Annotated in this window: 27 protein-coding genes and 1 pseudogene; 22 read left to right on the top strand and 6 right to left on the bottom strand. The window is 71.6% G+C overall.

Features of this window, described 5'->3' with window-relative positions:
- The first annotated feature begins 117 nt into the window (after positions 1 to 117).
- The 5 genes from ACIBL4_RS39470 (at position 118) to ACIBL4_RS39450 (ending at position 5,868) form a co-directional block, all read left to right on the top strand.
- Complete coding sequence (locus tag ACIBL4_RS39470; RefSeq protein ID WP_399416671.1) at positions 118 to 957, top strand: UbiA family prenyltransferase; 840 nt, start codon at positions 118 to 120, stop codon at positions 955 to 957.
- 160 nt (positions 958 to 1,117) lie between these two features.
- A complete protein-coding gene (locus ACIBL4_RS39465; protein WP_399416670.1) occupies positions 1,118 to 2,206 on the top strand; it encodes a type III polyketide synthase in 1,089 nt (362 codons plus the stop codon).
- Complete coding sequence (locus ACIBL4_RS39460; protein ID WP_399416669.1) at positions 2,203 to 2,721, top strand: isoprenylcysteine carboxyl methyltransferase family protein; 519 nt, start codon at positions 2,203 to 2,205, stop codon at positions 2,719 to 2,721. The genes ACIBL4_RS39465 and ACIBL4_RS39460 overlap by 4 nt, the downstream gene beginning before the upstream one ends.
- Before the next feature lie 10 nt (positions 2,722 to 2,731).
- Positions 2,732 to 3,826, top strand: coding sequence for an NAD(P)/FAD-dependent oxidoreductase (locus ACIBL4_RS39455; protein WP_399416668.1), 1,095 nt, complete (start codon positions 2,732 to 2,734; stop codon positions 3,824 to 3,826).
- A gap of 38 nt (positions 3,827 to 3,864) precedes the next feature.
- On the top strand, positions 3,865 to 5,868 hold the full coding sequence (locus ACIBL4_RS39450) for a spermidine synthase (protein ID WP_399416667.1): 2,004 nt from the start codon (positions 3,865 to 3,867) through the stop codon (positions 5,866 to 5,868).
- Here ACIBL4_RS39450 and ACIBL4_RS39445 read toward each other — a convergent pair.
- Positions 5,834 to 6,739, bottom strand: coding sequence for an NAD-dependent protein deacetylase (locus ACIBL4_RS39445; protein ID WP_399416666.1), 906 nt, complete (start codon positions 6,737 to 6,739; stop codon positions 5,834 to 5,836). The genes ACIBL4_RS39450 and ACIBL4_RS39445 overlap by 35 nt on opposite strands.
- A 112-nt stretch (positions 6,740 to 6,851) precedes the next feature.
- Between ACIBL4_RS39445 and ACIBL4_RS39440 the strand changes: the two genes are divergently transcribed.
- Together ACIBL4_RS39440 and ACIBL4_RS39435 are read left to right on the top strand one after the other, a co-directional pair.
- On the top strand, positions 6,852 to 8,189 hold the full coding sequence (locus ACIBL4_RS39440; RefSeq protein WP_399416665.1) for a phytase: 1,338 nt from the start codon (positions 6,852 to 6,854) through the stop codon (positions 8,187 to 8,189).
- 628 nt (positions 8,190 to 8,817) lie between these two features.
- Positions 8,818 to 9,351, top strand: a complete 534-nt coding sequence (locus tag ACIBL4_RS39435) for a GNAT family N-acetyltransferase (protein ID WP_399416664.1) — start codon at positions 8,818 to 8,820, stop codon at positions 9,349 to 9,351.
- Positions 9,352 to 9,422: 71 nt separating this feature from the next.
- Here the strand turns inward: ACIBL4_RS39435 and ACIBL4_RS39430 are convergent, their stop codons facing one another.
- Positions 9,423 to 10,031 carry a TetR/AcrR family transcriptional regulator gene (locus ACIBL4_RS39430; RefSeq protein WP_399416663.1) on the bottom strand — a complete coding sequence of 203 codons (609 nt, stop codon included), beginning with the start codon at positions 10,029 to 10,031 and terminating at the stop codon, positions 9,423 to 9,425.
- An 86-nt stretch (positions 10,032 to 10,117) separates the two neighbouring features.
- On the opposite strand from ACIBL4_RS39430, the gene ACIBL4_RS39425 reads away from it, so the two are divergent.
- Both ACIBL4_RS39425 and ACIBL4_RS39420 read left to right on the top strand, forming a co-directional pair.
- Positions 10,118 to 10,543 (top strand): nuclear transport factor 2 family protein, encoded by a 426-nt coding sequence (locus ACIBL4_RS39425; RefSeq protein WP_399416662.1) that lies wholly within the window; start codon positions 10,118 to 10,120, stop codon positions 10,541 to 10,543.
- On the top strand, positions 10,540 to 11,388 hold the full coding sequence (locus ACIBL4_RS39420; protein ID WP_399416661.1) for an NAD(P)H-binding protein: 849 nt from the start codon (positions 10,540 to 10,542) through the stop codon (positions 11,386 to 11,388). The genes ACIBL4_RS39425 and ACIBL4_RS39420 overlap by 4 nt, the downstream gene beginning before the upstream one ends.
- A 30-nt stretch (positions 11,389 to 11,418) precedes the next feature.
- Here the strand turns inward: ACIBL4_RS39420 and ACIBL4_RS39415 are convergent, their stop codons facing one another.
- On the bottom strand, positions 11,419 to 12,222 hold the full coding sequence (locus tag ACIBL4_RS39415; protein WP_399416660.1) for an SDR family NAD(P)-dependent oxidoreductase: 804 nt from the start codon (positions 12,220 to 12,222) through the stop codon (positions 11,419 to 11,421).
- Between the two features lie 87 nt (positions 12,223 to 12,309).
- On the opposite strand from ACIBL4_RS39415, the gene ACIBL4_RS39410 reads away from it, so the two are divergent.
- From ACIBL4_RS39410 to ACIBL4_RS39395, 4 genes are all read left to right on the top strand, one after another.
- Entirely contained in the window at positions 12,310 to 13,161 is an 852-nt protein-coding gene (locus ACIBL4_RS39410; RefSeq protein ID WP_399416659.1) for a helix-turn-helix transcriptional regulator, read from the top strand.
- Positions 13,162 to 13,227: 66 nt separating this feature from the next.
- Positions 13,228 to 13,530, top strand: a complete 303-nt coding sequence (locus ACIBL4_RS39405; RefSeq protein WP_399416657.1) for an ArsR/SmtB family transcription factor — start codon at positions 13,228 to 13,230, stop codon at positions 13,528 to 13,530.
- On the top strand, positions 13,527 to 13,919 hold the full coding sequence (locus tag ACIBL4_RS39400) for a VOC family protein (RefSeq protein WP_399416656.1): 393 nt from the start codon (positions 13,527 to 13,529) through the stop codon (positions 13,917 to 13,919). Before ACIBL4_RS39405 ends, ACIBL4_RS39400 begins: the two co-directional genes overlap by 4 nt.
- A gap of 40 nt (positions 13,920 to 13,959) precedes the next feature.
- Complete coding sequence (locus tag ACIBL4_RS39395) at positions 13,960 to 14,484, top strand: hypothetical protein (protein WP_399416655.1); 525 nt, start codon at positions 13,960 to 13,962, stop codon at positions 14,482 to 14,484.
- On the opposite strand, the gene ACIBL4_RS39390 is transcribed toward ACIBL4_RS39395, so the two are convergent.
- Positions 14,481 to 15,050: a dienelactone hydrolase family protein gene (locus ACIBL4_RS39390; RefSeq protein WP_399416654.1), complete on the bottom strand. Its 570-nt coding sequence runs from the start codon at positions 15,048 to 15,050 to the stop codon at positions 14,481 to 14,483. The two genes, ACIBL4_RS39395 and ACIBL4_RS39390, sit on opposite strands and share 4 nt — an antisense overlap.
- Positions 15,051 to 15,105: 55 nt before the next feature.
- Here ACIBL4_RS39390 and ACIBL4_RS39385 point away from each other — a divergent pair, with 55 nt between their 5' ends.
- Entirely contained in the window at positions 15,106 to 15,699 is a 594-nt protein-coding gene (locus tag ACIBL4_RS39385; protein WP_399416653.1) for an ArsR/SmtB family transcription factor, read from the top strand.
- Positions 15,700 to 15,746: 47 nt separating this feature from the next.
- On the opposite strand, the gene ACIBL4_RS39380 is transcribed toward ACIBL4_RS39385, so the two are convergent.
- Positions 15,747 to 16,796 (bottom strand): DUF6215 domain-containing protein, encoded by a 1,050-nt coding sequence (locus tag ACIBL4_RS39380; RefSeq protein WP_399416652.1) that lies wholly within the window; start codon positions 16,794 to 16,796, stop codon positions 15,747 to 15,749.
- 149 nt (positions 16,797 to 16,945) lie between these two features.
- On the opposite strand from ACIBL4_RS39380, the gene ACIBL4_RS39375 reads away from it, so the two are divergent.
- The 8 genes from ACIBL4_RS39375 to ACIBL4_RS39340 all read left to right on the top strand — a co-directional run bounded on the left by ACIBL4_RS39375 (position 16,946) and on the right by ACIBL4_RS39340 (position 23,829).
- Positions 16,946 to 17,959, top strand: a complete 1,014-nt coding sequence (locus ACIBL4_RS39375; RefSeq protein ID WP_399416651.1) for an RNA polymerase subunit sigma-70 — start codon at positions 16,946 to 16,948, stop codon at positions 17,957 to 17,959.
- Between the two features lie 154 nt (positions 17,960 to 18,113).
- The gene (locus tag ACIBL4_RS39370; protein WP_399416649.1) at positions 18,114 to 18,566 is read left to right on the top strand and encodes a DUF6069 family protein; all 453 of its coding nucleotides are present in this window, start codon (positions 18,114 to 18,116) and stop codon (positions 18,564 to 18,566) included.
- A 126-nt stretch (positions 18,567 to 18,692) separates the two neighbouring features.
- On the top strand, positions 18,693 to 18,845 hold the full coding sequence (locus tag ACIBL4_RS39365; RefSeq protein WP_399416648.1) for a MarR family transcriptional regulator: 153 nt from the start codon (positions 18,693 to 18,695) through the stop codon (positions 18,843 to 18,845).
- Positions 18,842 to 19,054 (top strand): hypothetical protein, encoded by a 213-nt coding sequence (locus ACIBL4_RS39360; RefSeq protein ID WP_399416647.1) that lies wholly within the window; start codon positions 18,842 to 18,844, stop codon positions 19,052 to 19,054. The genes ACIBL4_RS39365 and ACIBL4_RS39360 overlap by 4 nt, the downstream gene beginning before the upstream one ends.
- 1,279 nt (positions 19,055 to 20,333) lie before the next feature.
- Positions 20,334 to 20,804, top strand: a complete 471-nt coding sequence (locus ACIBL4_RS39355) for a C40 family peptidase (RefSeq protein ID WP_399416646.1) — start codon at positions 20,334 to 20,336, stop codon at positions 20,802 to 20,804.
- Positions 20,805 to 21,306: 502 nt separating this feature from the next.
- Positions 21,307 to 22,212, top strand: coding sequence for an NADP-dependent oxidoreductase (locus ACIBL4_RS39350; RefSeq protein WP_399416644.1), 906 nt, complete (start codon positions 21,307 to 21,309; stop codon positions 22,210 to 22,212).
- 64 nt (positions 22,213 to 22,276) lie between these two features.
- On the top strand, positions 22,277 to 23,338 hold the full coding sequence (locus tag ACIBL4_RS39345; protein WP_399416643.1) for an alkene reductase: 1,062 nt from the start codon (positions 22,277 to 22,279) through the stop codon (positions 23,336 to 23,338).
- A gap of 11 nt (positions 23,339 to 23,349) precedes the next feature.
- Positions 23,350 to 23,829: a MarR family winged helix-turn-helix transcriptional regulator gene (locus ACIBL4_RS39340; RefSeq protein ID WP_399416642.1), complete on the top strand. Its 480-nt coding sequence runs from the start codon at positions 23,350 to 23,352 to the stop codon at positions 23,827 to 23,829.
- Positions 23,830 to 24,419: 590 nt separating this feature from the next.
- Here the strand turns inward: ACIBL4_RS39340 and ACIBL4_RS39335 are convergent.
- A pseudogene (locus ACIBL4_RS39335) lies at positions 24,420 to 24,844 on the bottom strand (TetR/AcrR family transcriptional regulator); the annotation flags it as partial.
- Positions 24,845 to 24,856: the final 12 nt, after the last annotated feature.

Here is a 24,856-nt window from a genome sequence, read left to right as displayed (position 1 = left end):
CTGGGCGACCGGAAACAGAGCGGGGGAGGGGCGCAGCGAAGGGGCCGTGCTGCGTCCACGCTCGGTGTCCCGCGCCCTCGGCGATGCGATCCATCGGGCGCCGGACGCGGCGGGGCGATGCCCGTGACCGCCGGCACCGCTCCCGCCCGCCCCGGACCGCCGCGCGCGCTCGCGCTGCTCGCCGCCGCCCACGGCGGGCCCGCTCTGGCCGTCACCGCCGGCACGGGCCTGCTGGCGCTTCGCGGCGGCCTGCGCCCGATGGACGCCGCCGCCGTCACCGCAGCGGTGTTCACCGGCCAGCTCACGATCGGCTGGGGCAACGACCTGTTCGACCTGTCGCGTGATCGCGCCGTGGGCCGCACCGACAAGCCGCTGGCCGTCGGTTCTCTCCCGGTCCGCTGGGTGGCACGCGCCCTCGTCGTGGCCGCTGTCGCCTCCCTCGTCCTGTCGGCGCTCGTCGGCTGGCGCAGCGCCCTGGTCAGCGTCGTCCTCGCCACCGGCGCGGGCCACGCCTACAACTTCGGTCTCAAGGCGACCCCCTGGTCATGGGTGCCGTACTCCTGCGGCTTCGGGATGCTGCCCTCGGTCGTCACCCTCGCCGCCTCGCCCCCTCACTGGGCGCCCTGGTGGATGACTGCGGCCGGCGCCGCGCTCGGCGTCGGCGCGCATCTGCTCAACGTGCTGCCCGACCTGGCCGACGACGAGGCGACCGGGGTCCGCGGCCTGCCGCACCGGATCGGCGAACGCCCCTCGCGCGCCCTGGCCGCCGCGCTGCTCACCGCCGCCTCGGTGCTCGCCGTCACCGGCCCCGCCGGATCCCCTCCGGCGTGGGCGTGGACGGCCCCGGCACTGGTCACCATCCTCGCGGGGCTCACCTGGTTCGGCAGCGGGCGCACCCCCTTCCGGGCCGCGGTGACCATCGCCCTGCTCGACGTCGTGCTGCTGACGGTCGCCTGATGGCACCGACGGACACCGCTCCGGCCGGCACCGGCCCGCCCCGCGCCACGACCGCCCCGGCTCTCCCGCCCCAGCCCTTGCGCTCACCGTCACGGTTGACCTCGCGCCCGGCCTCGGCCGGGTGCTCCCCGCGCCCCACCGTCCCGTCCCAGGAGCCAGCATGACCATGCGCGTCCTCAGCGTCCGCGGCACCCTGCCCGAGCACTGTCACCGGCAGGAGAAGATCACCGAGTCCTTCACCACCACCCTGGTCGGGCAGACGGTCGATCGCGGCGTCGTCGAGCGGCTTCACCGCAACGTGTGCGTCGAGACCCGGCACACCGTGCTGCCGCTGGAGGAGTACGGCCGGATCGAGGACTTCGGGCAGTCGAACGACGTCTTCATCCGGGCCGGTGTGGAACTCGGCGGCCGTGCGGTGGTCGACGCGCTCAAGAGCGTCGGCCTCACGCCGGCCGACGTCGACTACATCGTCTCCTGCACGGTGACCGGCCTCGCCGTGCCCTCCCTGGAGGCTCGCGTCGCGGCGGAGATCGGACTGCGCCCCGACGTGGTGCGGCTGCCCCTCGTCGGCCTCGGCTGCGTCGCCGGCGCGGCGGGCATCGCCCGCCTCAACGACCTGCTGCGCGGGCGCCCCGACGCCGTCGCGGTGCTGATGTCGGTCGAGTTGTGCTCGCTCACGCTCCAGCGCGACGACACCTCGGTCGCCAACGCCGTGGCGAGCGGCCTGTTCGGGGACGGCGCCGCCGCCGTGGTCGCCGTCGGGCACGAGCACCCTCTCGCCCAGAACGACGACCCCGCCGCTCCCGACGTACTCGCCTCGCGCAGCCGCCTCTACCCCGACTCGGAACGCATGATGGGCTGGGACGTCGGATCCGGCGGATTCAGAGTCGTCCTCGACTCCGCGGTCCCCGACCTGGTGCGCCGGCACGTCGGCGAGGACGTCCGCGGCTTCCTCGCCGACCACGGGCTGACCGGCCGCGACCTCGACTGGTACGTCGCGCACCCCGGCGGCCCCAAGGTCCTCGAGGCGTTGCAGGACGCCCTCGGCGTCGAGCGGGACGCGCTGGGCGTGACCTGGGAGTCGCTGCGCCGGATCGGCAATCTGTCCTCCGCCTCGGTGCTGCACGTCCTTGCGGACACGCTCGCCGACCGACCGCCATCGCCCGGCTCCTACGGCCTCATGCTCGCCATGGGCCCGGGGTTCTGCTCCGAACTCGTCCTCCTGCGCGCCCCGGGTGGTGGACAGTGAGCAGCGAGGCCTGGTTCACCCTCCTGGTGCTGGCCGTCGGCCTGGAGCGGGTCGCCGAGCTGGCTGTCTCCCACCGCAACGCCGCCCGGAGCCTCGCCCGGGGCGGCGTGGAGTCCGGGCGGGGGCACTATCCGTTCATGGTCGTGCTGCACACCGGCCTGCTCGTCGGCGCGCTCGCGGAGGTGTGGCTGCGCCGGCCGGACGTCGTACCGGTCCTGGCCTGGTCGATGCTCGCCCTCGTCGCGCTCGCGCAGGGGCTGCGCTGGTGGTGCATCGCCACACTGGGCCGACAGTGGAACACCCGGGTGATCGTCGTACCCGGCGCCGCGCGCGTGACCGGCGGACCGTACCGCTGGATCCCGCACCCCAACTACCTCGCCGTCGCCGTCGAAGGGCTCGCGCTTCCCCTCGTGCACTCGGCCTGGATCACGGCGGTCGTCTTCACCGCCCTCAACGGGCTCCTGCTCGCCACCCGCGTCCGCGCCGAGGACGCCGCCCTGACACGGCTGGCCTGAGGAGGCGCGCATGGATCTGCTCGTCGTCGGCGGGGGACCCGCCGGCCTGGCCACGGCCTTGCACGCGGCCCGCGCGGGGCTCGGCGTCACCGTCTGGGAGCAGCGGGCCGGCGTCGTCGACAAGGCGTGCGGCGAGGGCCTGATGCCGGGCGCCGTCGCCGCGTTGAGCGCACTGGGCGTGCACCCCCCGGGGCACGACCTGCGGGGCATCCGCTACGTCGCCGGACCCTGCCGGGTCGACGCCGGCTTCGGAGCGGGCACGGGACGCGGAGTGCGCCGTACGACGCTGCACGCGCTGCTGCGCGAGGCGGTGCTGGCAGCGGGCGTACGCGTCGACCAGCGCACCGCGCGGCACGTCGAGCAGGACGAGGACGGGGTGATGGTCGACGGCATCCGCGCCGGCCACCTCGTAGCCGCCGACGGCCTGCACTCGCCGATCCGCCGCGCCCTCGGGCTGAACCGGCCGCGCCGCTCCCCTCCGCGGCACGGGCTGCGGCGCCACTACGCGCTCGCCCCCTGGAGCGACCACGTCGAGGTGCACTGGGCCCGCGAGGCGGAGGCCTACGTGACCCCCGTGGCCGGCGGCCTCGTGGGCGTCGCGGTGCTCACCACCGTCCGCCGGCCGTTCGACGAGCACCTCGCCGCCTTCCCCGAGTTGCGGGAGCGGCTGACCGGGGCCCCCGTCGCCGGACCGGTACGGGGAGCAGGCCCGCTGCGCCAGGTCGCGAGCGCGCGCACCGCCGGCCGGGTCCTCCTCGTGGGCGACGCCGCCGGGTACGTCGACGCGCTCACCGGCGAGGGCATCGCGCTGGCCCTCGCGCAGGCACCCGCCGCGGTGCGGGCCATCACCAGCGGTGACGTCGCGGCCTACGAGCGGGAGTGGCGGCGGCTCACCCGGCGCTACCGCTGGCTGACGCACGCACTCCTCGGCGCCACGCGGAAGCCCCCGCTGCGCGCAGCGCTGGTGCCCGTGGCACAAAGGCTGCCGTGGCTGTTCTCCGCGACCGTTGCCATGCTGGCGCACCCGGCGGGTGCGCGCGGACTGACACACGGCGGCCCGGCACGGCACCTCGACTCGGCGCACCAGGGATGGCACCGTAAATGACCATGAAGCGGACCGAGTCAGGGCAAACAGTGCGATCGGTGCGCTGGAGGCTCGTACTGGCCAGCACCACCATGCTCTTCGTCGAGCTGGCCCTGATCAGATGGGCGGGCGCCAACGTCGTCCACCTGAGCTACTTCTCGAACTTCATCCTGCTGGGATCGTTCCTCGGGATCGGCATCGGCTTCCTGATCCCCGCCGAGCGCGGACAGTGGCTCAAGCGCTGGACACCCGTTCCGCTCGCGCTGCTGGTCGTTCTGGTGCGCGAATACCCGGTGCAGGTGCGCCAGAACAGCAGCGAGGTCCTCTACTTCACCGCCGTGAAGACCACCGGCCTTCCCGAGTGGGTGACGCTGCCGGCCATCTTCCTGCTGACCGCGGTGATCATGGCGGGCATCGGAAAGATCACGGCGGATCTCTTCCGCCTGCTTCCCTCGCTCGACGCCTACCGCTACGACCTGCTCGGCAGCATCACCGGCTCCCTGTCCTTCGCCGTGCTGTCCTGGCTGCGCGCTCCGTCGGTCGTGTGGGGCGTACTCGCCGCCGTGGCCCTGCTGGTCCTCGGAGGGCGGCGCAACACGCTGATGTACGGCATTCCCCTCACCGCGATGGTCGCCGCCCTGTTCCTGGAGACGACGACGAGCGGCATCTCCTGGTCGCCCTACTACAAGATCGAACTCGAACCCTCGCCGACCACCACCCGGACCTGGTACATCTCCGCCAACGGCGTTCCCCACCAGAGCACCGCCCCGCTGGAGGTGCTCATGCGGAAGGACTCGCCCTACCGCCAGGCGTACGACCAGACACCCCGCAACCCGCACAAGCGCGTGCTGATCATCGGCGCCGGAAACGGCAACGACGTCGCGGTCGCACTCGCGTACGGGGCCCAGCGCGTGGACGCGGTCGAGATCGATCCCCGGCTCCAGGAGATCGGCTCGGACCTGCACCCCGCGAGGCCCTACGACGACCCGAGAGTGCACGTGCACATCGACGACGGGCGCGCCTTCCTGGAGCGGACGAACACGAAGTACGACCTGATCGTCCTGGCCCTGCCCGACTCGCTCACGCTGGTCGCCGGTGCGAGCAACCTGCGCCTGGAGAGCTACCTGTTCACCCGGCAGGCCTTCGAGGCCGCACGCGATCACCTGGCGCCGGACGGCGCGTTCGCCATGTACAACTACTACCGCGAGAGCTGGCTGGTCGACCGCTTCGCGGGGAGCCTCGACGACGTCTACGGTCACGCCCCCTGCATGACGACGTTCAAGAGGAACGCGGCCGTGCTGGTGGCCGGGATGACCCCCGCCGACCAGTCCTGCGCGAAGACCTGGCAGCCCAGCGGCGCGGTCCCGGCGGCCGCGAGCGACGACCACCCCTTCCCCTACCTGCTGCACCGGAGCATCCCCACGCTCTACCTCGGAGCGTTGGGCGCGATCCTGCTGGTGACGCTCCTGTCGGTGCGCCTGACCGGGGTCCGCATCCGCAGCGCGCTCCGCTACACCGACATGTTCCTGCTCGGCGCGGCCTTCCTGCTGCTCGAAACGAAGAACGTGATCGGCTTCGCCCTCTACTTCGGCACGACCTGGCTGGTCAACGCCCTCGTCTTCTTCGGCGTCCTGGTCGCCGTCCTCGCGGCCGTGGAGGTCCGGCGCAGGCTGCGGAAGGTCAACCAACTGCTGCTGCAACTGCTGCTCTTCGGCTCCCTCGCGGTGGTCTGGCTCGTCCCCGTGGACGCGGTGCTGTCCCTGCCCTTCGCCGCCCGGCTCGCCGCCGCCATCGCCCTGGCCTTCACCCCGATCTTCTGCGCCAACCTCATCTTCTCGGACCGCCTCGCCCTCGCCCCGGACCCGACCTCCGCGTTCGGCGCGAACCTGCTCGGCGCGATGACCGGGGGCGCCATCGAGTACCTCGCCCTGGTGACGGGCTATCAGGCACTGCTCCTGGTCGTCGCCGCCCTGTACCTCGGGGCGTTCATCGCCATGCGCTTCGCGGGGCGGGATCGGACGGCTGCTGTCACCTTGGCGCCGTCGCCTGTGAGTCGACGGTGATGCCCAGCCGCTCCGCCACGGTGGTGAGTGCCGCTCCCAGCGGGAGCGCGACCCGGGTGAAGGCGTGCCGGTCGCCCCTGGTCGGCTCCCGGTTGACGATCAGCACCGGCTTCCCGTCCTGAGCCGCCTGGCGGACGAAGCGGAGCCCGGACATCACCGTCAGTGAGGAGCCGAGGACCAGCAGGCAGGCCGACTCACGGACCAGTTCGCGGCAGTGCTCCACCCGTCGGGGCGGAACGTTCTCACCGAAGAACACCACGTCCGGTTTGAGGATGCCGCCGCAGCTCGCGCAGGGCATCACGCGGAAGTCCGCGACCTGCGCGTCGGTGAGGTCGGCGTCACCGTCCGGGTTGATTCCGGCGGCCACGGGCGCGAAGTCCGGATTGGCCTCCTCCAGCCGCTCGGCGAGTTCCCGGCGCGGGCTGAAGGCGCCACAGGACAGGCAGACGACCCGGGCCAGGCTTCCGTGGAGTTCCACCACGTCCTCGCTGCCGGCGGCCTGGTGCAGGCCGTCGACGTTCTGCGTGATGACCCCCGAGAGCAGGCCGTGCAGCCCGAAAGCCGCCACGGCCCGGTGCCCGGCGTTGGGGCGGGCGCGGCCGAAAGTGCGCCAGCCGAGATGACTGCGCGCCCAGTACCGGCGCCGGGCCCGGGCGCTGCCGGTGAAGTCCTGGTAGGTCATCGGCGTGTGCCGACTGAGGCTCCCGCCCTCGCCCCGATAGTCGGGAATGCCCGACTCCGTGGAGATGCCCGCGCCGCTGAGCACCAGCACACCGCCGGTGCTCAGCGCATCCGCGACCGGCTCCGGATCCGTGCTGCCCGGCGGCAGGTCCTCGGTGGGCGTCCAGCTCAGAGTGGGGCGCATGCGCATGGCGTCAGGGTACGGCGTGAGCTGAACGGCAGTTGGCGGGCAATCGCCTTTCCTGTGAGCACGTGTACAGATCACAGTCTCCTGCGCGCAAAGTTCTCCCCGCACGATCGGCATGTCCTCGACATCGACCAAGGAAGTGGTTGTGAGAACGCACCGCAGAACCGCCGCCCTCGTCCTGGGCACCGCCGTGCTCGCCCTCCTGACCCCCGCCCCGGCCGGGGCCGACGACGGGGGACTGCCCACGGTCACCCCCGTCGGCGAGACCCCCGCCCTCCACGACGACGAGGCGGGCGGCAACTCCGACGCGGACGACCCGGCGATCTGGCGCAATGCGGCCGACCCCGACCGCAGCCTCGTCATCGCCACCGCCAAAGAAGGCGGCCTGCGGGTGTACGACCTGGACGCCCGCCTGGTGCAGTCGCTGCCCGCGCCCCGTCCGCCCGCCGAGGACGACGCCCCCGGCCGGTACAACAACGTCGACCTCGTCACGGGTCTGCGCACCTCCACCGGCCGGGCCGACGTCGCCGTGGTCAGCGACCGCGGCAACGACCGGCTGCGGATCTACCGCATCGACCCGTCGAAGCCCGGCGGCCCGCTGACCGACATCACCGACCCGGCGACCGCCCCGGTCTTCTCCACCGGCCAGGCCGAGATCAACGACCAGCGCACCGCCTACGGCCTCGCCACCTGGCAGGACAAGTCCACCGGGCGTTCCTACGCCCTGGTCAGCCGGCGGGAGCGGACCCGCCTCGCGCTGGTCGAACTGAAGCCCACCGCGAGTGGGACCGTCACCTACCGGCACGTCCGCACGCTCGACCTGCCCGCCTCCTTCCGCCTCCCGAACGGCACCACCTGGTCCCCCTGCGCCGAGCCCGGCGAGCTCCCGCAGGTCGAGGGCATGGTCGTGGACCCCGCCACGGGCACGCTCTACGCCGGCCAGGAGGACATCGGCATCTGGCGGATCCGCGCCGACCTCACCGGCAAGCCGGTCCTGGTGGACAAGGTCCGCGAGTACGGCGTGCCCGGCGTCTACGACGAGGAGACCGAGGAGTGCTCGGCGGGCGCCGACCCCGGTTACGGCGGTGACCGGCTGTCCGCCGACGTCGAGGGCCTGACCCTGTTGCAGGAGTCCGACGGCGACGGCTACCTGCTCGCCTCCAGCCAGGGCGACGACACCTTCGCCCTGTACGACCGCGAGGTGAGCGAGGACAACGAGTACGAAGGCGGCTTCCGCGTCGGAGCGGCCTCGGCGACGCTCGACGGGGCGCAGGAGTGCGACGGCGCCGCCGTCCTGAACGCCCCGCTCGGCAGCCGCTACCCCAGCGGCCTGCTGGTCGTCCAGGACGGCCACGAGACTCCCGACGTCCCCGACGGCGAGGGCGGCACGCGCACCGCGACCGGCTTCAAGTTCGTCGACCTGGGCGACGTGGTGGACGCCGCCGATCTGTGAGGTGTGACAGCGGCGGAGCCGTTCACAGGCGGACGTGCTCGCGGGCCTGGCGGGGGAGCCGGACGGCCAGGGTGGTGGCGCCGCGAGCCAGGGGCGTGGTCATGATCCCCGCGACGGTGGTGCGGCCGGCGATGTAGGCGTCGAGACGGCGCCAGGCGGGGGCAGGCGGGTCAGGGCGGTGTGGACGAGGCCGGGGTTCGGGCGAAGAGGTTCATCAGCGTGCCGCTGGCCCGCATTTCGGTGCCGAGGACGTCATCGACCTCCCGCCCGTAGCGGTCGGCGACGGCTCCGGCCTCCGCGTCGTCGGCGGACGCGACGAGACGGGCGGCGGCATGCCCCGCCAGGTCTCCTGAGCGCAGCGCGTAGGAGATGCCTTCCCGGGACCAGTGGTCGACGAGAGCGGCGGCGTCACCGGGTCAGGTGGCCGGTGTCGTGGAGGGGGCGCGGGCCGAGAAGCCCGTGGCGGGTGCGGGGTACGGGCCGGGAACGGTAGCGCGCCCGTGCACGCCGACGCCTCGGTGCACCGGGTTCAGCCGCTTGGGCGGGCGCTTGGAGGATCATTGGCATGAACCGCCGCGATCCCGCTCCCCGGTTCGCGCTCCCACCGCCGTATCGGCAGGATGGGGCGATGACCGAGATCCGCACACCCCGTCTCCTCCTGCGCCGCTGGCTCGACGACGACCTCGTCCCCCTGTCCGAGATCCAGGCGGATCCGGTGGTGATGCGGAATGTCGGCGACGGCAGGCCGCGCTCTCCGGAACAGACCGCCGAGGACATCGAGGCGTGGGAAGAGGAGTGGGACGAGGAGGGATTCGGGATGTTCGCGGTCGAGCTCCTGGGCTCGGGTGAGCTGGCGGGCGCCGTCGGCCTGTACGTACCCGACACGCCGGCCGAGGTCGCCGGCCAGGTCGCGATCGGCTGGCGGCTCGGGCGGGTGCTCTGGGGACAGGGGTACGCCTCCGAAGCGGCGCACGCCACCCTGGAGTTCGCACTGCAGGACCGCGGCCTCGACCGCGTGGTCGCCGTATGCCGGGCCGGCGACAGGGCCTCCCTGAACGTCCTCGACAAACTCGGCATGCAGGCGGAAGGCACCGCGCAGGACCCGGTCCACGGCCACGACCTCGCGGTGTACGGCATCGACCTCACGCAGTACCAGGAGTAACTACCGCAGACCTGGCCGGCGTCGAGGGCGGACCGGCTCGTCCTCGCAGCCGATGTCCTCCGGGCCCTCGGTCAGTCCTCGGCGCTCGATCCCCGTACCGGCCCGGTGGCCAGGACTCTCGCGGTGAAGTTCGCCAACTGCGCCCGCGCTGTTTCCCGCGGCACGCGCTCCTGTCCCGCCAGGTGCTCGACGAGGTCGGCTCGGGTCGCGGCGAGCAGGGCGTGAGCGGTGAAGTCGCTGTCGGTGAGGCCGGGGACCTCCTCCAGTGCGGCTCGGAGCAGGCGGTGCCACCGCGCGTAGTGCTCCGCCTGGTACGGGCTGTCGCTCCCGCCGTCCTCCAGGGCCATCGCGAGGCGCCGGTTGTCGAGTTTGAAGCACAGGACGGCATCGAGCAGGGCGGGCACGCGCTGCTGCGGTGGGGTGCCGGGCCCCAGCGGCGGCGGCCCGGCTTCGGCGGCCTCCCGGATCGGTTCGAGCCGTGCCTCGTACAGCGCGCGGAGCAGCCCGGCGCGATCACCGAAGGCCCGGAAGAGCGTGCCCTTGCCGACCCCGGCCGCTGCCGCGACATCGGCCATGGTGACGTCCTCGGGACGTTCGCAGCGGGCGAAGAGGGCGTCGGCGGCCGCGAGTACGGCCTCCCGATTGCGGACGGCGTCCTTGCGGGACTTGCGCTCGGGCATGCTGCTCCTCCACTTGAAAAGCGGACCGCCGGTCCGTATCTTCAAAACGGACCCTAGGTCCGGATTCTATGAGAGGGAGGATACCCATGCCCGAGCTGACGTCTCCGGCGGATCTGTACCGCCACAGTCTGCGGCTGCTGCTGGACAAGGACATCGACGGCTGGGTCGGCCTGTGGGCCGAGGACGGCGTGATGGAGTTCCCCTTCGCCCCCGAGGGCCGGCCCCGGCGCCTGGAGGGCAGGGAGGCCGTCGCCGGCTACATGCGCCACTACCCCGACCACATCGACCTGCACGACTTCCCCGCCCTGCGGATCCACCGGACCACCGATCCGCAGACCATCGTGGTCGAGATGCGCGGTGTTGGCCGCCTGGTACAGACCGGCGCTCCCTTCGACATGACCTACATCGCCGTCGTGACCGTCCGGAACGGGCGCATCACCTCCTACCGCGACTACTGGAACCCCCTCGCCGTCCTCGAGCCCGGCACCGACTTCGCCGGGAGCCGCGGATGACCACCGCCGGCACCACTTTGGTCATCGGGGCCACCGGCACCACCGGTAGCCGCACCGCCGCACAACTGACGGCCGCCGGCCACCGCGTCAAAGCCGCCGGCCGTCGGGCTGTCCCGGTCGCCGGCGCCGAACCGGTCCGCTTCGACTGGTACGACCCCGCCACCCACGCTGACGCCCTCGACGGAGTCGACCGCGTCTACCTCATACCGCCCCTGGGCGACTCCGACCCCGCGGCGGTCATGCTGCCGTTCCTCGACCGGGCCCGCACCACCGGCGTGCGCCGCGCGGTGCTGCTGAGCTCCTCGGCCATCCCCGAGGGCGGCCCGGCGGTGGGAACGGTGCACCGGGCTCTGCCCGATCTGTTCGAACAGTGGGCGGTACTGCGGCCCTCGTGGTTCATGCAGAACTTCACCGGCACGCACGCGCACGCCCGCAGCATCCGCGACGACGGCATCATCCGGACCGCCACCGAAGGCGGCCGGGTCGGCTTCGTCGACGCCGAGGACATCGCGGCCGTCGCCGTCCGCGCACTGACCGACGAGCAGGCCCCCGACACCGATCTCGTCCTCACCGGACCCGAGGCACTCAGCCACGACGACATCGCCGCGATCATCACCGAGGTCACCGGCCGGTCCGTGATCCACCGCCGTCTGTCCGGCGAGCAGATGCGCGATCGCCTCACGGCGGAGGTCCCGGAGGAGTTCGCCGCACTGCTGGCCGGGATGGACCGTGCCATCGCCGCAGGGGCGGAGGACCGCGTCACCGACACCGTCCAGCGCGTCACCGGCCGGCCCCCGCACACCTTCCGCGCCTGCCTCGAACGGGAGATGCGGTGCGGCAGTTGATGTGCTCCCCGCGGAGACGGCGTTCTCTGCTCAGGCCCGCGCGCCGCCGTCGACCCGTAGGACCGTGCCGGTCACGTAGGAGGCGCGGTCGCTGAGGAGCCAGGCGGCGGCCTGCGCGATCTCCTGCGGATCGGCCGCGCGGCGCAGCGGAGTGCGCGCCGTGAGGCGCTCGCGCAGACCGGGTGATCCCTCTTCCCACGTGCGGATCATCTCGGTCGGTGTCTGGCCGGGGGCGATGGCGTTGACGCGGATGCCTTCCGGACCGTAGGAGACGGCGGCCGACTCGGTGAGACTGTTGACCGCCCGTTTCATCGCGCCGTAGGCGGGCAGCTCGGGGTTGCCCATCAGGCTGCCGACGGAGGAGTTGTTGACGATGGCGCCCGTGCCGGCGGTGGCTCGGATGGCGGCGATCTCGGCGACCATGGCCAGCCAGACGCCCTTGAGGTTCACGTCGTAGACGCGGTCGAAGTCGGCCTCCGGCATCCGGTCCATCGGGCCGGGCCGCTGGATCGTCGCGCCGTTGTTGAAGGCGATGTCCAGCCGGCCGTACAGATTCACGGCACGGTCCACCGCGGCGCGCACGCTTCCCGCGTCGGCCAGGTCGCACACCACGTACTCCGCGGTGCCGCCCGCCGCCCGGATCTCCTCGGCCACCGCCTTCAGCTGGGCCTCCGTCCGGGCCGCGAGAAGCACCCGCGCCCCCTCGCGGGCGAAGAGCCGGGCCGCGGCGGCTCCGATGCCGCGCCCGGCACCGGTGATGAAGGCGACCTTGCCGGCCAGCAGTCCCAGGGCGGCAGGGGCGGTGGACGGTGCGGTTGCAGGCGTGTTGTCCATGGCGGCGAGCCTGCGCCCGTCCGCGAAGCCCAGCCAGGCACCAGCGGTACCTGGCTGGGCCGGCCGACGTCCGTACACACTGGGCGGGTGGATCGAAAGGAACTGGCGCACTTCCTGCGCAGCCGACGGGAGCGGATCGCTCCTGCCGAGGCCGGGCTGCCCGTCGGCCCGCGCCGCCGCACCCCGGGCCTGCGCCGCGAGGAGGTGGCGCAGCTGGCGTTCATCTCGACCGAGTACTACACGCGGCTGGAGCAGGCACGGGCACCGCGCCCGTCGTACGAGGTGCTGGCCGGACTGGCACGGGCCCTGCGTCTGTCCGGCGCCGAGCGTGACCATCTCCACCACCTCGCCGGTGCCCCGCCTCTCCCGTCGTCCGGGCCGCCGCGCGAGGTACGGCAGAGCCTCCTCGACCTGCTGCACCGACTGCCGCAGGCCGCGGCGACCGTGACGTCCGCGACCTTCGAGGTACTCGCCTGGAACGATCTGGCGGCAGCCCTGATGGAGGACTTCTCCGCCCTGCCGCGACGCGACCGCAACCTCGTCCGCCGTGTCTTTCTCGGGCCGCACACGCACGGGCAGCGGCTGTACGGAGTGTCGGATGCGGACGCGTTCGCCCGCAGATCGACGCAGCGGCTGCGCGCCGCAGCCGCCCGCTACCCCGACGACGCGGACGTGGCCGAGCTGGTGGCCGAACTCCTCGACGGAAGCGAAGAGTTCACCCGCCTGTGGGAGTCCCACGACGTGTCCGCCGAGCCCACCCTGCGCAAGACCTTCCAGCACCCGCTGGTAGGCCCGGTCACCGTCAACTGCGACGTCCTCGACATCACCGACCGCGACCAGCAGGTCGTGATCTATACAGCGGCCCGGGGCTCGTCCTCCGAAGAGGCGCTACGGCTGCTGTCGGTCATCGGCACGCAGCGCATGGACATCACCCACTGAGCCGCACAGGCCGCACGAACAGCACGTCTCTTGATATGCAAGTGAACAGTTGCCTATTGTGTGGTCGTGGCCGATGACCTTTTCAAAGCCTTGGCCGACCCCACCCGTCGCACGATCCTCGACGAGCTCACGGAGAAGTCAGGACAGACGCTGTTCGAGATCTGCTCCCGACTGAGCATGAAGCACCAGCTCGGCATCTCGCGCCAGGCGGTCTCCCAGCACCTCGCCGTGCTGGAGGCCGCCGGGCTCGTCGAGACCCGGCGGGAGGGCCGCTACAAGTTCCACGAGCTGAACACGGCCCCGCTGCGGCAGATCGCCGAGCGATGGCTGGTGGCCGATACGTCCGGACCAGAGAAGAGCGCCCCATGAAGATTCACCTGACCAGCGTTTTCGTCGACGACCAGGCCAAGGCCGAGCGCTTCTACACCGAGATCCTCGGCTTCGTGAAGAAGCACGACGTCCCGGTGGGCGAGAAGGACCGGTGGCTGACCGTCGTCTCACCCGAAGAGCCCGACGGCACGGAACTCCTTCTGGAGCCCGCGGGCCACCCGGCCGTCAAGACCTTCCGCGACGCACTCGTCGAGGAGGGCATCCCGCTCGCCCAGTTCGCCGTCGACGACGTGAAGGCGGAGTACCAGCGCCTGCGCGGTCTCGGAGTCCGCTTCACCCAGGAGCCCCTGGAGATGGGCCCCGTCACCACCGCCGTCTTCGACGACGGCTGCGGCAACCTGATCCAGATCGCCACCAAGCCGCAGTAGGCGGTTGCCGAGCTGGATGACGGCCGCATGGTCCGCCCCCGTGACCGAGGAAGCAACGCCCATGCCCCAGATCCGGCCGGTGAACGAATACGCCGCGTTGGCCGCACTGAACCACGCCTTCTACGTCGTGGACATGGGAGAACCCGAGGGCATCGCCCTGCCCTCCATGACATCCGACACCCGCATCACCACCACTCCCGGCAGCAGTTGCCTGACCATCACCGCAGGATCGAGCGAGTGGGAGCCGGTCAGGATCAGCTTCCTGGTCTACGACGAGGAGCCCGAGCCGCTGCCGGGGGAGTGGAGGCACATCGAGCCCTTCACCTGTACCTCCGTCGGCACCCCGGCCTGTTTCACGACCGGTACCGATCCCGACGACCTGTTCCAGGACCCGCCGCCGGATGACCTGTTCAGCAGGCCCGGCCACGAGCCGCCCTACCACTGGAAGGGCCGCCTCCTCATCGCCGCCCACGAGGTAGAGGAACACGCCCTCCAGTTCTGGCCGACGCTCCCCGACGCGCGCGCTCTCCAACTGGGAGACCCATCTGTCCTGGACAGGGCCTAGCGCGAGCCGAGGAACTCGATCGCCCGCTGGGTCAGGAGCTTGGCGGCGTCCGGGTCGTGGGACGGCAGCGAGCTGTCCACGAACAGGTGCTCGTCGCCGGGATACAGGAACAGCTCCGCGTCGGCGCAGTCGGTGACGAGCGCGCGGGCGGCTTCGATGTCCTCGGCGAAGAACGGATCGGCTTCCTTCCCGTGCACCTGCACCGGCACACCGTCAGGCCATGCCGCACCGAACTCCGACACGGGGATGCAGGCGTGGAACAGGAGCGCGCCCCGCGCGCCCGCCCGCGTCTGCGCCAGCTTCTGGGCGGGCAGCACACCGAGCGAGAAACCGACGTAAACGGCGTCCTGCGGCAGCGGTTCGGCCGCGCGGACGCCGCGCTCGGTGATCTCACCGAACCCGACCTGCTCCACGTAGCCCTGACCTTTCTCGAGGGAGCCGAAAGTGCGCCCCTCGAACAGGTCAGGTGTGTGCACGGTGTGGCCGGCCACGCGGAGTTCGTCGGCGAACGCGGCAAGACCGGGAGTCAGCCCCTGCACGTGATGGAACAGTACGACCTCTGTCATGCCCAACCCCTTGCCGGCAGTAGCGAATGATCCGGAATTTTAGAATAATCGAAGAGTGCCGAACAATAGCCGCTTCCCCGACTACGACCTCGCAGACGTCGTAGATGTGACAGCCCCGGCCCAACTCCGCGCCCTGGCCAGCCCGTTGCGTGACGCCATCCTCGAGCTGCTCCTCGAGCGCGCCGCGACGGTGAGCGAACTGGCCTCCGCGCTCGGCCGCCCCAAGAGCACGGTCGCGCACCACGTGAGCGTCCTCGTGGACGCCCATCTGCTGAGGGTCGTGCGGACCCGCCGGGTGCGGGCCATCGACGAGCGCTACTACGGCCGCACCGCGCGCATCTTCCGCGTCGGCACGGTCAGCCCGACCGACAGCCCCACCGCGCCGCCGTACTGCAACAACGATCTCGCCACGGCCGCCGCCGAGTCGGTCCCCGCACACCAGGCAGATCAACTCTCCTCGATCGTGCGGCACGTGCGGATCCCCCGGGAGCAGGCCCGCGAGTTCTGGGCGCGGGTCCTGGAACTCGCCAACGACTACGCGCAACTGCCGCGCGGAGGCGATGTGGTGTACGGCTTCGCGGCCGGGCTCTACCCGACCGACTATCCGGCGCTGCCGGAGGCTGAGCCTGCGGCGGAGGACCCGGACTGACCCCTGACCCAGGTCATGGCGTAGTCGCATGACCTACGGGCCAGCCGTCAGGAGATCGTCGGAAGAACCTTCTCGGCGATGTCGAGGAGGACGCTGTCGTTCGGCAGGGCTCCGGACGTGCTCCACACGGTGATCTCGTAGTAGCCGCCCCGGTCGTCATGGTCGAGGGCCACGGACAGCGTCCTGGCCAGGGGGCCTTCTTCGACCGGCCCGCCGGATCCGCCACTCCCGAGATCGATCTCGAACTTCATGGTGTGATCCGAGGAGAACACCGCGGGCCGCCCGAGAACGGAGAGCGTCTTGACGTCCGTCTCGTTCCCGAACTTCATCAGCTTCACGTACTGGCCGGTCGACAACTTGTTGTAAGTGGCCGAGACGTTCACGGTGTACGTGCCGAACGCGACCTCGGCCTCCGGCTGGGCGACCTTCCCGTCCGTCAGGGGAGCGGTGTTGCTGGTGCCGGAAGCGGTGGTCGCGGTCTCTCCGGGCGTTCCCAGGAGCTTGGCCAGGTCCGGCCGGTTGAGCGCCTTGCACAGCTCTTCACCGGTCACGGGCTTGGGCGTCTGCTTGTAGGCCTTCGGCAGTTCCTCGTCGTCCCCGGCCGAACACGAGGCGGGCTGCGGGGTGCTGTCGTGGGCCGGCAGCACGCGCGGGCCCAGCCACACCGCGGCCGCGAGTGCCCCGAACACGGCCACGGCCGCGACGGCCTGGCCCCATGCGTTGGGCTCCTTCTCCGGAGCGGCCGGGCCGGGACGCGTCCCAGTTCCGACCTGGGCCTGTGCCTGGGCTTGGACCGGGGCCGGAGCCGGAGCCGGAGCCGGTGCTGGGGCTTGGGCTGGGGCTTGAGCGGCGGCATCGACCGCCGCCCCGTCTGCGGAGGCTGCCGGAACCGGGTTCCGGCGTGCGCGCAGGGCCCGGACCACCGCGTAGAGGCGTATGGCGGTGAACACGAGGAACGCCACGCCGATAGCGGCCGCGACCCGATCGTGATCGCGGACGGCGAGATACAAGATGCGTACGCCGAAAACGGACCCGACCGCGATGAGCAGCGGCTCACGGACCCAGAACGGCAGGAGACGCAGGAGGAAACCGAGCACCCGGTGATCTCACCAGGACATGACAACATCCGCCGTGGTGGAAGCCACAGTTCCGGGCACGGGCAGGGCCTGCGTGAACGGGTGATGAGTTTTCGTGCCCGCGCCCGTCACACCTACGACGGGACACGACGACGCGGAAGGATGACGTGATGAGTGCGGATACGCGGCTGAAGGAGCTGGGCGTGAGCGGTCTGGGCAAGAGCGGGCTGGGCGAGATCGACGAGCCGGCGTTCTCGGGGCTGGCGGAACGGCACCGGCGGGAGCTGCACGTGCACTGCTACCGGATGCTCGGGTCGTTCGAGGACGCCGAGGACACCGTGCAGGAGACGTTCCTCCGTGCCTGGCGGCGGCGGGAGACCTTCGAGGGACGGTCGACGTTCCGGGCCTGGCTGTACGGCATCGCCACCAACGCCTGCCTGGACCTGCTCGCCAGGTGCCGCCCGGAGCCCGCGACCGGCGGCGAGGTGCTGTGGCTGCAGCCCTACCCGGACCGGCTGCTCGACGAGCTGCCCGCGGGCGACGCGGACGAGCCGGAGGCCGTCGCCGTCGCGCGGGAGACGATCGAGCTGGCGTACCTGGTCGCAGTCCAGCACCTCGCGCCGCGCCCGCGGGCCGTGCTGATCCTTCGGGACGTGCTCGGCTGGCCGGCGAAGAACGTCGCGGAGCTCCTCGGGGACTCCGTCAACTCCGTGAACAGTGCGCTGCAGCGGGCCCGCGCCGGCATGCGGGAGCACCTGCCCGCCGAGCGGCAGGACTGGACCGGCGGCGAACAGGATGCCGGGACGCGCGAGCTGGTGCGCCGCTTCACCGACGCCAGCGTGGCCACGGACATCCCGGCGCTCGCGTCGATGCTGCGGGATGACGTCCGCTGCTCGATGCCGCCCACGCCGGGCCTGCACGTCGGCCGCGACGCGGTGGTGAACGACTGGATCAAGGACGGCTTCGAGGGCATGACGGGCCTGCGCGCCGTCCCCACCTCCGTGAACCGGCAGCCCGCCGTCGCCTTCTACCTCTGGCAGGACCGGGAGGGCGCGTACCTGCCGCTGACGATCGACGTCCTGCGCGTGACCGGCGGGGCGATCACCGAGATCATCACCTTCCACGACGACCGGTTCCCGCGGCTCGGACTGCCCGAGCGCCTGCCGGCGGACGGCACGGAGTAGCCCCGGTGCCGACGCTCGCGCTGCGCGGCGGCGAGCCCGGGCCGGTCCTCGAACGCCACGCGGGTTTCTTGGCCGCCCCGCGGCACCGGCGCCCGCGCCCTGCGAAACCCCGGCCGTCGCACGTACGCCGGCTGCCGAATGACGGAGGAACGGCATGAACGCAAGGAATGACACCGGGGTCGGCGCAGTCCCGGCATCGGGCCGGACCAGCCGCACCCGCCGACTCCGCGGGCTCGCCGGCACCGGCTTCATCGCCACGCTCGCGGCGATGGTGGCCACCACCCTCGCCGCGGCGCTCGCCCAGGCCGTCGGTGTCGACTTCGAGGTCCCCGATGGCGGTGAGACGATCCCGTTGGCCGGGTTCGCCGTGGTGACCGGCTTCTTCTCGGTCGTGGGCATCGTCATCGCCGTCGCTCTTCTTCGTTGGAGCACTCGCCCCGCCGGGCGATTCGTGTGGACGGCGGTGTCGCTGACCGCGATCTCGTTGGTCCCGCCCCTCCTCTCCGGCGCGAACACCGCCACCACCACCGCGCTCCTCGGACTGCACCTCGTCCCTGCGGCGGTGATGATCCCCGCCCTGGCGCGAGCCCTCCGCACCGTCACCTGACCGCCGAAGCCCAAGCCCCCCGGAAAGCAGCTGTACCGGGAGCTGGTCTCGCTGGCGATCGAGCTGTGGAACGGCATCGAGGGGCGGCTGCGGGCCGAGTACGCCCTGCCGCTGACCTCGTTCGAGGTGCTGCACCTGCTGTTGCGTCGGCCCCGGCCGCGGATCCAGGACATCGCGGAAGAGTTCTCGATCACGGTGGGCGGCACGAGCAAGGTGGTCGACCGTCTGGAGGCGGCGGGCCTGTCCGAGCGGCGGGCCAATCCGAACGACCGCCGTTGACGCCCGAGGGACGCAAACTGGTGGACGGGGCGCTGAAGGTCTTCGAGGAAGAGCTGGAGCTGCGGATCGGGTCGATGATTCCCGAGCGGTCCGTCCGCGAGGTGACGGCGGTCCTCAGTACCCTGCGGGCAGCCGGACGGGCCCTGGACGCGGCGCGGAAGGCCGCCGGGCAGACGCCGACGCCGGGCCGCGGGCGCCGGAAGCGGTGACCTGTGGCCTGATACCTGCTGATCACTTCAGCTGTGGGGGGCCTCGTGCTGGCGTCGCCCGCGATGTCCCAATGCGGTCCAATGTCTGCACCTGTGAGACGAATTGGTTCGGGCCTGCAAAGGGAGAGGCGAAGGTAACAGAAGCATATCGGGCGTTTTCGGGCTTTGATCTTCACGGAAGGCTCACAAGTTGGCTAGGTTGGCCACTGCGTGCACGACTTCACCCAATAGGCAGGTGGTTTCGTTCACTCTCGAACGGAAGGAGCGCCCTTTTCCATGGCGTCGGAACGAACCTCGCCCCCCGGAGTGACCGCCTTCGCGGGCAGGGCCAACTCCCTTGCCCCGAAGGCCTTCACTGTCGAGGCCCGGCTCTCGCAGTCTGGTGGTTACCGCGTTGGCGAATGAGAGCGAGGAGCCGAGCCCTGACGAGGTCCGGCGGTGGATCGACAGCCTCTACGACCGGGCCGAGAGCGACACGGGTACCTTCAACGCGACCCGCGCCGCTGCGATCCCGCGCCAGCGGAGCGCGCCCGCCCGCGGCCGGTCCCAGGGAGACACGGAGTCCGGAGTCGGAACCCTTGCCCGGCAGTGGTTCGACGCCGCCCGTGCCAAGCTGGGCCCGACCGTACCGGCGTCGCAGCCGGACAGGAGGTTGCCGGTCCGTCCCGACCGCGCACCCCAGGCGGCACGACCCGTGCGCCCGGCGGAACGTCCCGCACAACCCCGCGCTCTCGAAGCGCCCCAAGCGCCCAGGGTTGCGGGGGAGTTGACCGGCGGATCAGCTCAGGCTCCGACCACCGGATTCCTCCCGGAGCTCTCCGACCAGCGCGTCGCACCGGCAGCGGCAGGCGAGTCCCGGCGGGACGAGAGCGCCTGGCGTACCGGTGCACAGCCGGTCCTCGGCGACGTGGCGGCGCGACCGCTGTACGCGCCCGTACCGGCGCCCGCCCCGGAGTCCAGCCCACTGCCCAGCCCGCTACCCGACCCGCAGTCCGCCGAGGCGCTGCCCACTGTCCCGCAACCCACCGCGGGTACTCACCATGCGGATCTTCCAATAGGCGGGTGGGGCACGTACGGTGCCGCTCCGGCGAGCGACGCGACCGCACCGTATGCCACGGCTCAGTCAGCCGAACCCACCGCTTACTACGCCTCAGGTCCACCGGCCGACGTGACCACGACTTATGGCGCCGGCCTGCCGAGCATCCCTGCATCTGCCCTAGCGGCGGCCCCAGTTGCGACAGTGCCCCCAGAGCCGGCCTCCGCCCCCTCTGTACCGACAGTGGCTGCCGCCCCGACCGACCCGGTTACCTCGACGGCAGGCGAACCTCCCTCCACCACCTTTACGCCCGGTGTCTACGGTGGATCCTGGCTGTCTCCGGACGCCGGCCACAGCACCCAGGCCGAGCGGGTGGTCGCCTTCGCCCGAGCGCAGATCGGCCGGCCCTGCGTATGGGGCGCGGTCGGGCCGGGATCGTACGACGCCCCCGGTCTGACCCAGGCCGCGTGGAAGGCCGCCGGCGTCACGCTTCCCCGGACTGCCCAGGCCCAGTGGGAAGCGGGAGTGCAGGTCTCGCTCGCCGACGCCCGTGTCGGAGACCTGGTCTTCTTCCACGACGACCTCGGCCACGTCGGCATCTGGAGCGGCGCAGGCATGATGATTCACGCCCCGGGTCCGGGAGCGCTCATCCGGGAAGAGTCGGTGTTCTTCGCCGGCGAGTCGGCGATCAGGGGCGCGATCCGCCCGGCCTGACGCCCCTCTCGGCCGGTCGCTGCGGCGGCGTGCTCGACGGTGCGGTGTCGGCGGTGGTGGTGGGCCGGGCCGGTGAGCGCAGCGTCCTTACCCGCCACGACCCAGAGGTCCGCCCCGCGGCCCCAACGCCGACACGGTCCTGCGCCAACCCCGGGAACGCCGCAACGTCGCCCTCACTCCGGACGACGTCAGCGCGCTGACCTCCGTGCACCGGCTCGATCTCCTCCAGGCCGACGAAGTCGGAGATCTCGATGGTCGGGGAGCGGCCCGGCGCGATCAGGTCCAGTTCCTCGGGCCACCACCCTGACGTCCTCACCCTCGCCGTGTTTCGTCCTCCGGCGTGGCTCCGAACGGCAGATGTGCACCGTCGCCGCCAAGACCGTCCCCGCCCGAGATGCCTTCGGACAGCACCCCAACCAAATACTTGGCTAGCCACATATTTGCTGCTACGTTATTTACGTGGCCAGCCACCTAAATGGGTGGCGGTCCGAGAGGAGTAGTCATGAAAGCCATCCTGTTCGACCGTTTCGGAGGCACGGAGGTGCTGCGCGAGGCGGACATCGAGGTTCCGCAGCCCGGCCCCGGGCAGATCCGCGTCCGCGTCAAGGCGGCCGGGCTGAACGCGATGGACGGCAAGATCCGCTCCGGGGCACTGCAGGCCGTGTTCCCCACGCCGCTCCCCTCCGTCCCCGGGCACGAGTTCGCCGGTGTGGTGGACGCCCTGGGCGACGGCGTGCGGGACGTGGAGGTCGGTGACGAGGTGCTGGGCTGGTCGGACACCGGCTCGTACGCCCAGTACGCGCTGGCCACCACCGTGGCTCCCAAGCCCGCCGGCCTCGACTGGCGGCACGCGGTCGCGCTGCCGGTGGCCACCGAGACGGCCGAGCGGGTCCTGGACCTGCTCGGCGTCACCGCCGGGGAGACCGTGCTGATGCACGGCGCGGCCGGAGCGGTCGGCACCCTGGCGGTCCAGCTCGCCACGGCCCGCGGAGCACGCGTCATCGCCACCGCCGGCCCCGCCAACCAGGACTACCTCACCTCACTCGGCGCCACCGCGACCCTCTACGGCGAGGGCCTGGTCGAACGGGTCCGGACGCTCGCCCCCGACGGCGTGGACGCGGTCTTCGACCTGGCCGGCAAGGGAGCCCTCGAGGACTCCATCACCCTGCGCGGCGGCACCGAGCGCATCGTCACCATCGCCGACTTCCGCGCGCACCAACTCGGCATCACCTTCTCCAGCGGTGGCCAGGAACGCTCGGCCGCCCGCCTGGCCGCCCTGGCCCAGGACGCCGCGACCGGCAAGGTCGTCACCACCGTCACCGCCTACCCGCTCGACCAGGCCGCCACGGCACAGCAGGTCAGCGACGCCGGGCATGTCCGGGGCAAGATCGCCCTCACCCTCGACTGATCACCCCCGCCATTCCCTCTCGTTCCAGTCATCACCTGGCTATCACCGCACCGAAGGACCACTCATGCTGAACGCCCTCTGGACACCGACCACCGTCGGTGACATCTCCCTCCCGCACCGCCTGGTCATGGCCCCCATGACCCGTGACCGTTCCACACCTGAAGGCGTACCGACCGAGCTGAACGCCGAGTACTACGCCCAGAGGGCCTCGCACGCGCTCATCATCACCGAGGGAACCCAGCCCTCCGCCGACGGCCAGGGCTACCTCCTCACCCCTGGCATCCACAATGACGAGCAGATCGCCGGGTGGCGCAAGGTCACCGACGCCGTGCACGCGGCCGACGGCCGGATCGTCATCCAGCTGATGCACACCGGACGCATCTCCCACCCCGACAACACCCCCCACGGGCGCCGGCCGGTCGCCCCTTCGGCGATCCGGCCGCAGGGCACGATGTTCACCGCGTCCGGGCCCCAGGAGATGCCGACACCCCGTGCGCTGTCGACGCAGGAGGTCGCGGCGACCGTCGACGACTTCCGCCGCGCCGCGGCCGCCGCCGTCGCGGCAGGCGCCGACGGCGTGGAGATCCACGGCGCCAACGGCTACCTCGTGCACCAGTTCCTCGCCGACAACACCAACCAGCGCACCGACCGATACGGCGGCTCCCTCGACAACCGCATCCGCTTCGCCGTCGAGGTCGCCGCCGCCGTGGCCGAGGAGATCGGCGCCGACCGCACGGGCCTGCGCATCTCCCCGGGCAACACCTACAACGACATCGCCGAGTCCGACACCGCCGAGCTGTACCCGGCGCTCCTGCGCGCCCTCAGCCCGCTCGGCCTCGCCTACCTCCACATCCTCCACACGGGCGACGACGCCCTGCTGGGCACCCTGCGCACGCTCTGGCCGACCACGCTCATCCTCAACCGGGCCGGCACCGACCTGCCCACCCGCGCCAAGGACATCGACCACGGCACGGCCGACCTCGTCTCCGTCGGCGCCCTCGCGCTGGCCAACCCGGACCTGGTCGAGCGGCTACGCTCTGAAGCGCCGCTGAACACCCCCGACCCGGCGACCTTCTACGGCGGCGGAGTGGCCGGTTACACCGACTACCCCACCCACACCGTCTGAGGAACCGCACCATGACCGCCCCCACACACCGCACCCCCACCACGGCCGGCGAAGGGCCGATGAGCTACGCGATCTTCCAGCTCGCCCGCGCTCACCGCGCCCGCGCCGCCGCCATGCTCCGCGAGATGGACCTGCACCCCGGACAGGAACTGCTGCTGATGCAACTCCTGGACCGGGACGGCCAGACCCAGTCCGAACTGCTCGAAAGCGTCGGCCTGGACCACTCCACGGTCTCCAAGTCCCTGCGCCGCATGCAGGATGCCGGCCTGCTCCTCCGCGAGCCGGCCGAACACGACCGGCGGGTCATGGTCGTCCACCTCACCGACAAGGGCCGTGCCCTGCGCGAGCCCCTGGCAGCCATGTGGCGTGCCCTGGAGGAGATCTCCGCGCTCAACCTGTCGACGGAGCAGGCAGAGTCCTTCGTCCGCACCGCCTACGCGATCGCCGACGCGATCAACAGCCATGCTCTTCCGCAAGAGGAATCCAAGTAACTTGGTGCAGCGCGCGCTCGGCTGCCCGCAGGCCGGTACTGAACGTCAGACAGATCTCCCGGCGTCTGGGATACTCCGATGAGCCGAGCCGTGTGGTGCGGCAGCACATCGAGGAAGGCCGCATCGCAGGCGTCCGGGCCACCCCTCGGAAACCTCCCGCAGGCCACCGATGACCCGCGCCCCAGCCCCCGGTGGCCCTCGGCAGGCCCGCCCCACGGGCACGCACCCGAGCGCGACAAGAACGTCGCGCCCCGGTCCGGCCCAGGACCGACGCGAGCAGGCTCGAAAGCCGGAGTGTGGAGATCGCCCGCGGGGACATCCTCGACGTCGACTCGCTCGTCGCCGCCACTGCGCGTGCGGTGAGATCGAGGGACTGGATTCGCGTGGACGGCAGGGGAGCGGCGCCGCGCAGGCGAGCTGGTGTCCCGGCGCTACCGGTACCCTGCCGCTGCGGGGCCTCGCCCCCGACGCCCGCCGTCAGCTCATCACGGTTCTCGACGACCTGGGCCTGGGCACCGAGGCATAAGCGCCGACTCGTGCGCGACACCCGGTGGCGCACGGCGGTCGTCCTCTTCGGGCCGCTCACCGCTCGTGCACAGCCGGCTGAGGCCGTCGTCCTGGTCCGTGGCGAGACGCTGTGCCGTCTCGCTGACGCCTTCGCTGTACCTGCGCTGTGACGCGGGGCCGCCCTGGCCCCGCGAGACGTCGGCTGCGAGGGCTGCCACCGGACAGCCGCCGACCACGTCATCGCGGTGCTCGGTGGCCAGATACGCATCGATCGCAGCCGCGGGGCCTGCGGCAGTGCCTCCGCCCGAGGTCGCGAAGGCGTGGGCGGTGGCTTGGTCGAAGAGCGCTTCCTTGGAGGCGAACTGCTTGTAGAAGCCGCTGTGAGTAGTGTGGCCGCCTTCATCAAGTCGGCGACGCTGACCTGGCCTCCCTGCTCCTTGAAGAGCCGTGACGCAGTCTCGACCACGCGGCGCCGGTTCTCTTCCGCTTGCGCCTGCGATACGCGCACGGTGGTGGTGCG

This window comes from Streptomyces sp. NPDC050416, assembly GCF_044458845.1.
Taxonomy (GTDB): domain Bacteria; phylum Actinomycetota; class Actinomycetes; order Streptomycetales; family Streptomycetaceae; genus Streptomyces.
This window is presented reverse-complemented; position numbering and strand designations above follow the sequence as displayed.

Excerpts from the sequence above, each read along its gene's own strand:
- ACIBL4_RS39470 (WP_399416671.1), top strand. The coding sequence starts at position 118 with ATGCCCGTGACCGCCGGCACCGCTCCCGCCCGCCCCGGACCGCCGCGC.
- ACIBL4_RS39465 (WP_399416670.1), top strand. The coding sequence starts at position 1,118 with ATGACCATGCGCGTCCTCAGCGTCCGCGGCACCCTGCCCGAGCACTGT.
- ACIBL4_RS39455 (WP_399416668.1), top strand. The coding sequence starts at position 2,732 with ATGGATCTGCTCGTCGTCGGCGGGGGACCCGCCGGCCTGGCCACGGCC.
- ACIBL4_RS39445 (WP_399416666.1), bottom strand. The coding sequence starts at position 6,739 with ATGCGCATGCGCCCCACTCTGAGCTGGACGCCCACCGAGGACCTGCCG.
- ACIBL4_RS39440 (WP_399416665.1), top strand. The coding sequence starts at position 6,852 with ATGTCCTCGACATCGACCAAGGAAGTGGTTGTGAGAACGCACCGCAGA.
- ACIBL4_RS39435 (WP_399416664.1), top strand. The coding sequence starts at position 8,818 with ATGACCGAGATCCGCACACCCCGTCTCCTCCTGCGCCGCTGGCTCGAC.
- ACIBL4_RS39430 (WP_399416663.1), bottom strand. The coding sequence starts at position 10,031 with ATGCCCGAGCGCAAGTCCCGCAAGGACGCCGTCCGCAATCGGGAGGCC.
- ACIBL4_RS39425 (WP_399416662.1), top strand. The coding sequence starts at position 10,118 with ATGCCCGAGCTGACGTCTCCGGCGGATCTGTACCGCCACAGTCTGCGG.
- ACIBL4_RS39420 (WP_399416661.1), top strand. The coding sequence starts at position 10,540 with ATGACCACCGCCGGCACCACTTTGGTCATCGGGGCCACCGGCACCACC.
- ACIBL4_RS39415 (WP_399416660.1), bottom strand. The coding sequence starts at position 12,222 with ATGGACAACACGCCTGCAACCGCACCGTCCACCGCCCCTGCCGCCCTG.
- ACIBL4_RS39400 (WP_399416656.1), top strand. The coding sequence starts at position 13,527 with ATGAAGATTCACCTGACCAGCGTTTTCGTCGACGACCAGGCCAAGGCC.
- ACIBL4_RS39390 (WP_399416654.1), bottom strand. The coding sequence starts at position 15,050 with ATGACAGAGGTCGTACTGTTCCATCACGTGCAGGGGCTGACTCCCGGT.
- ACIBL4_RS39375 (WP_399416651.1), top strand. The coding sequence starts at position 16,946 with ATGAGTGCGGATACGCGGCTGAAGGAGCTGGGCGTGAGCGGTCTGGGC.
- ACIBL4_RS39370 (WP_399416649.1), top strand. The coding sequence starts at position 18,114 with ATGAACGCAAGGAATGACACCGGGGTCGGCGCAGTCCCGGCATCGGGC.
- ACIBL4_RS39350 (WP_399416644.1), top strand. The coding sequence starts at position 21,307 with ATGAAAGCCATCCTGTTCGACCGTTTCGGAGGCACGGAGGTGCTGCGC.
- ACIBL4_RS39345 (WP_399416643.1), top strand. The coding sequence starts at position 22,277 with ATGCTGAACGCCCTCTGGACACCGACCACCGTCGGTGACATCTCCCTC.
- ACIBL4_RS39340 (WP_399416642.1), top strand. The coding sequence starts at position 23,350 with ATGACCGCCCCCACACACCGCACCCCCACCACGGCCGGCGAAGGGCCG.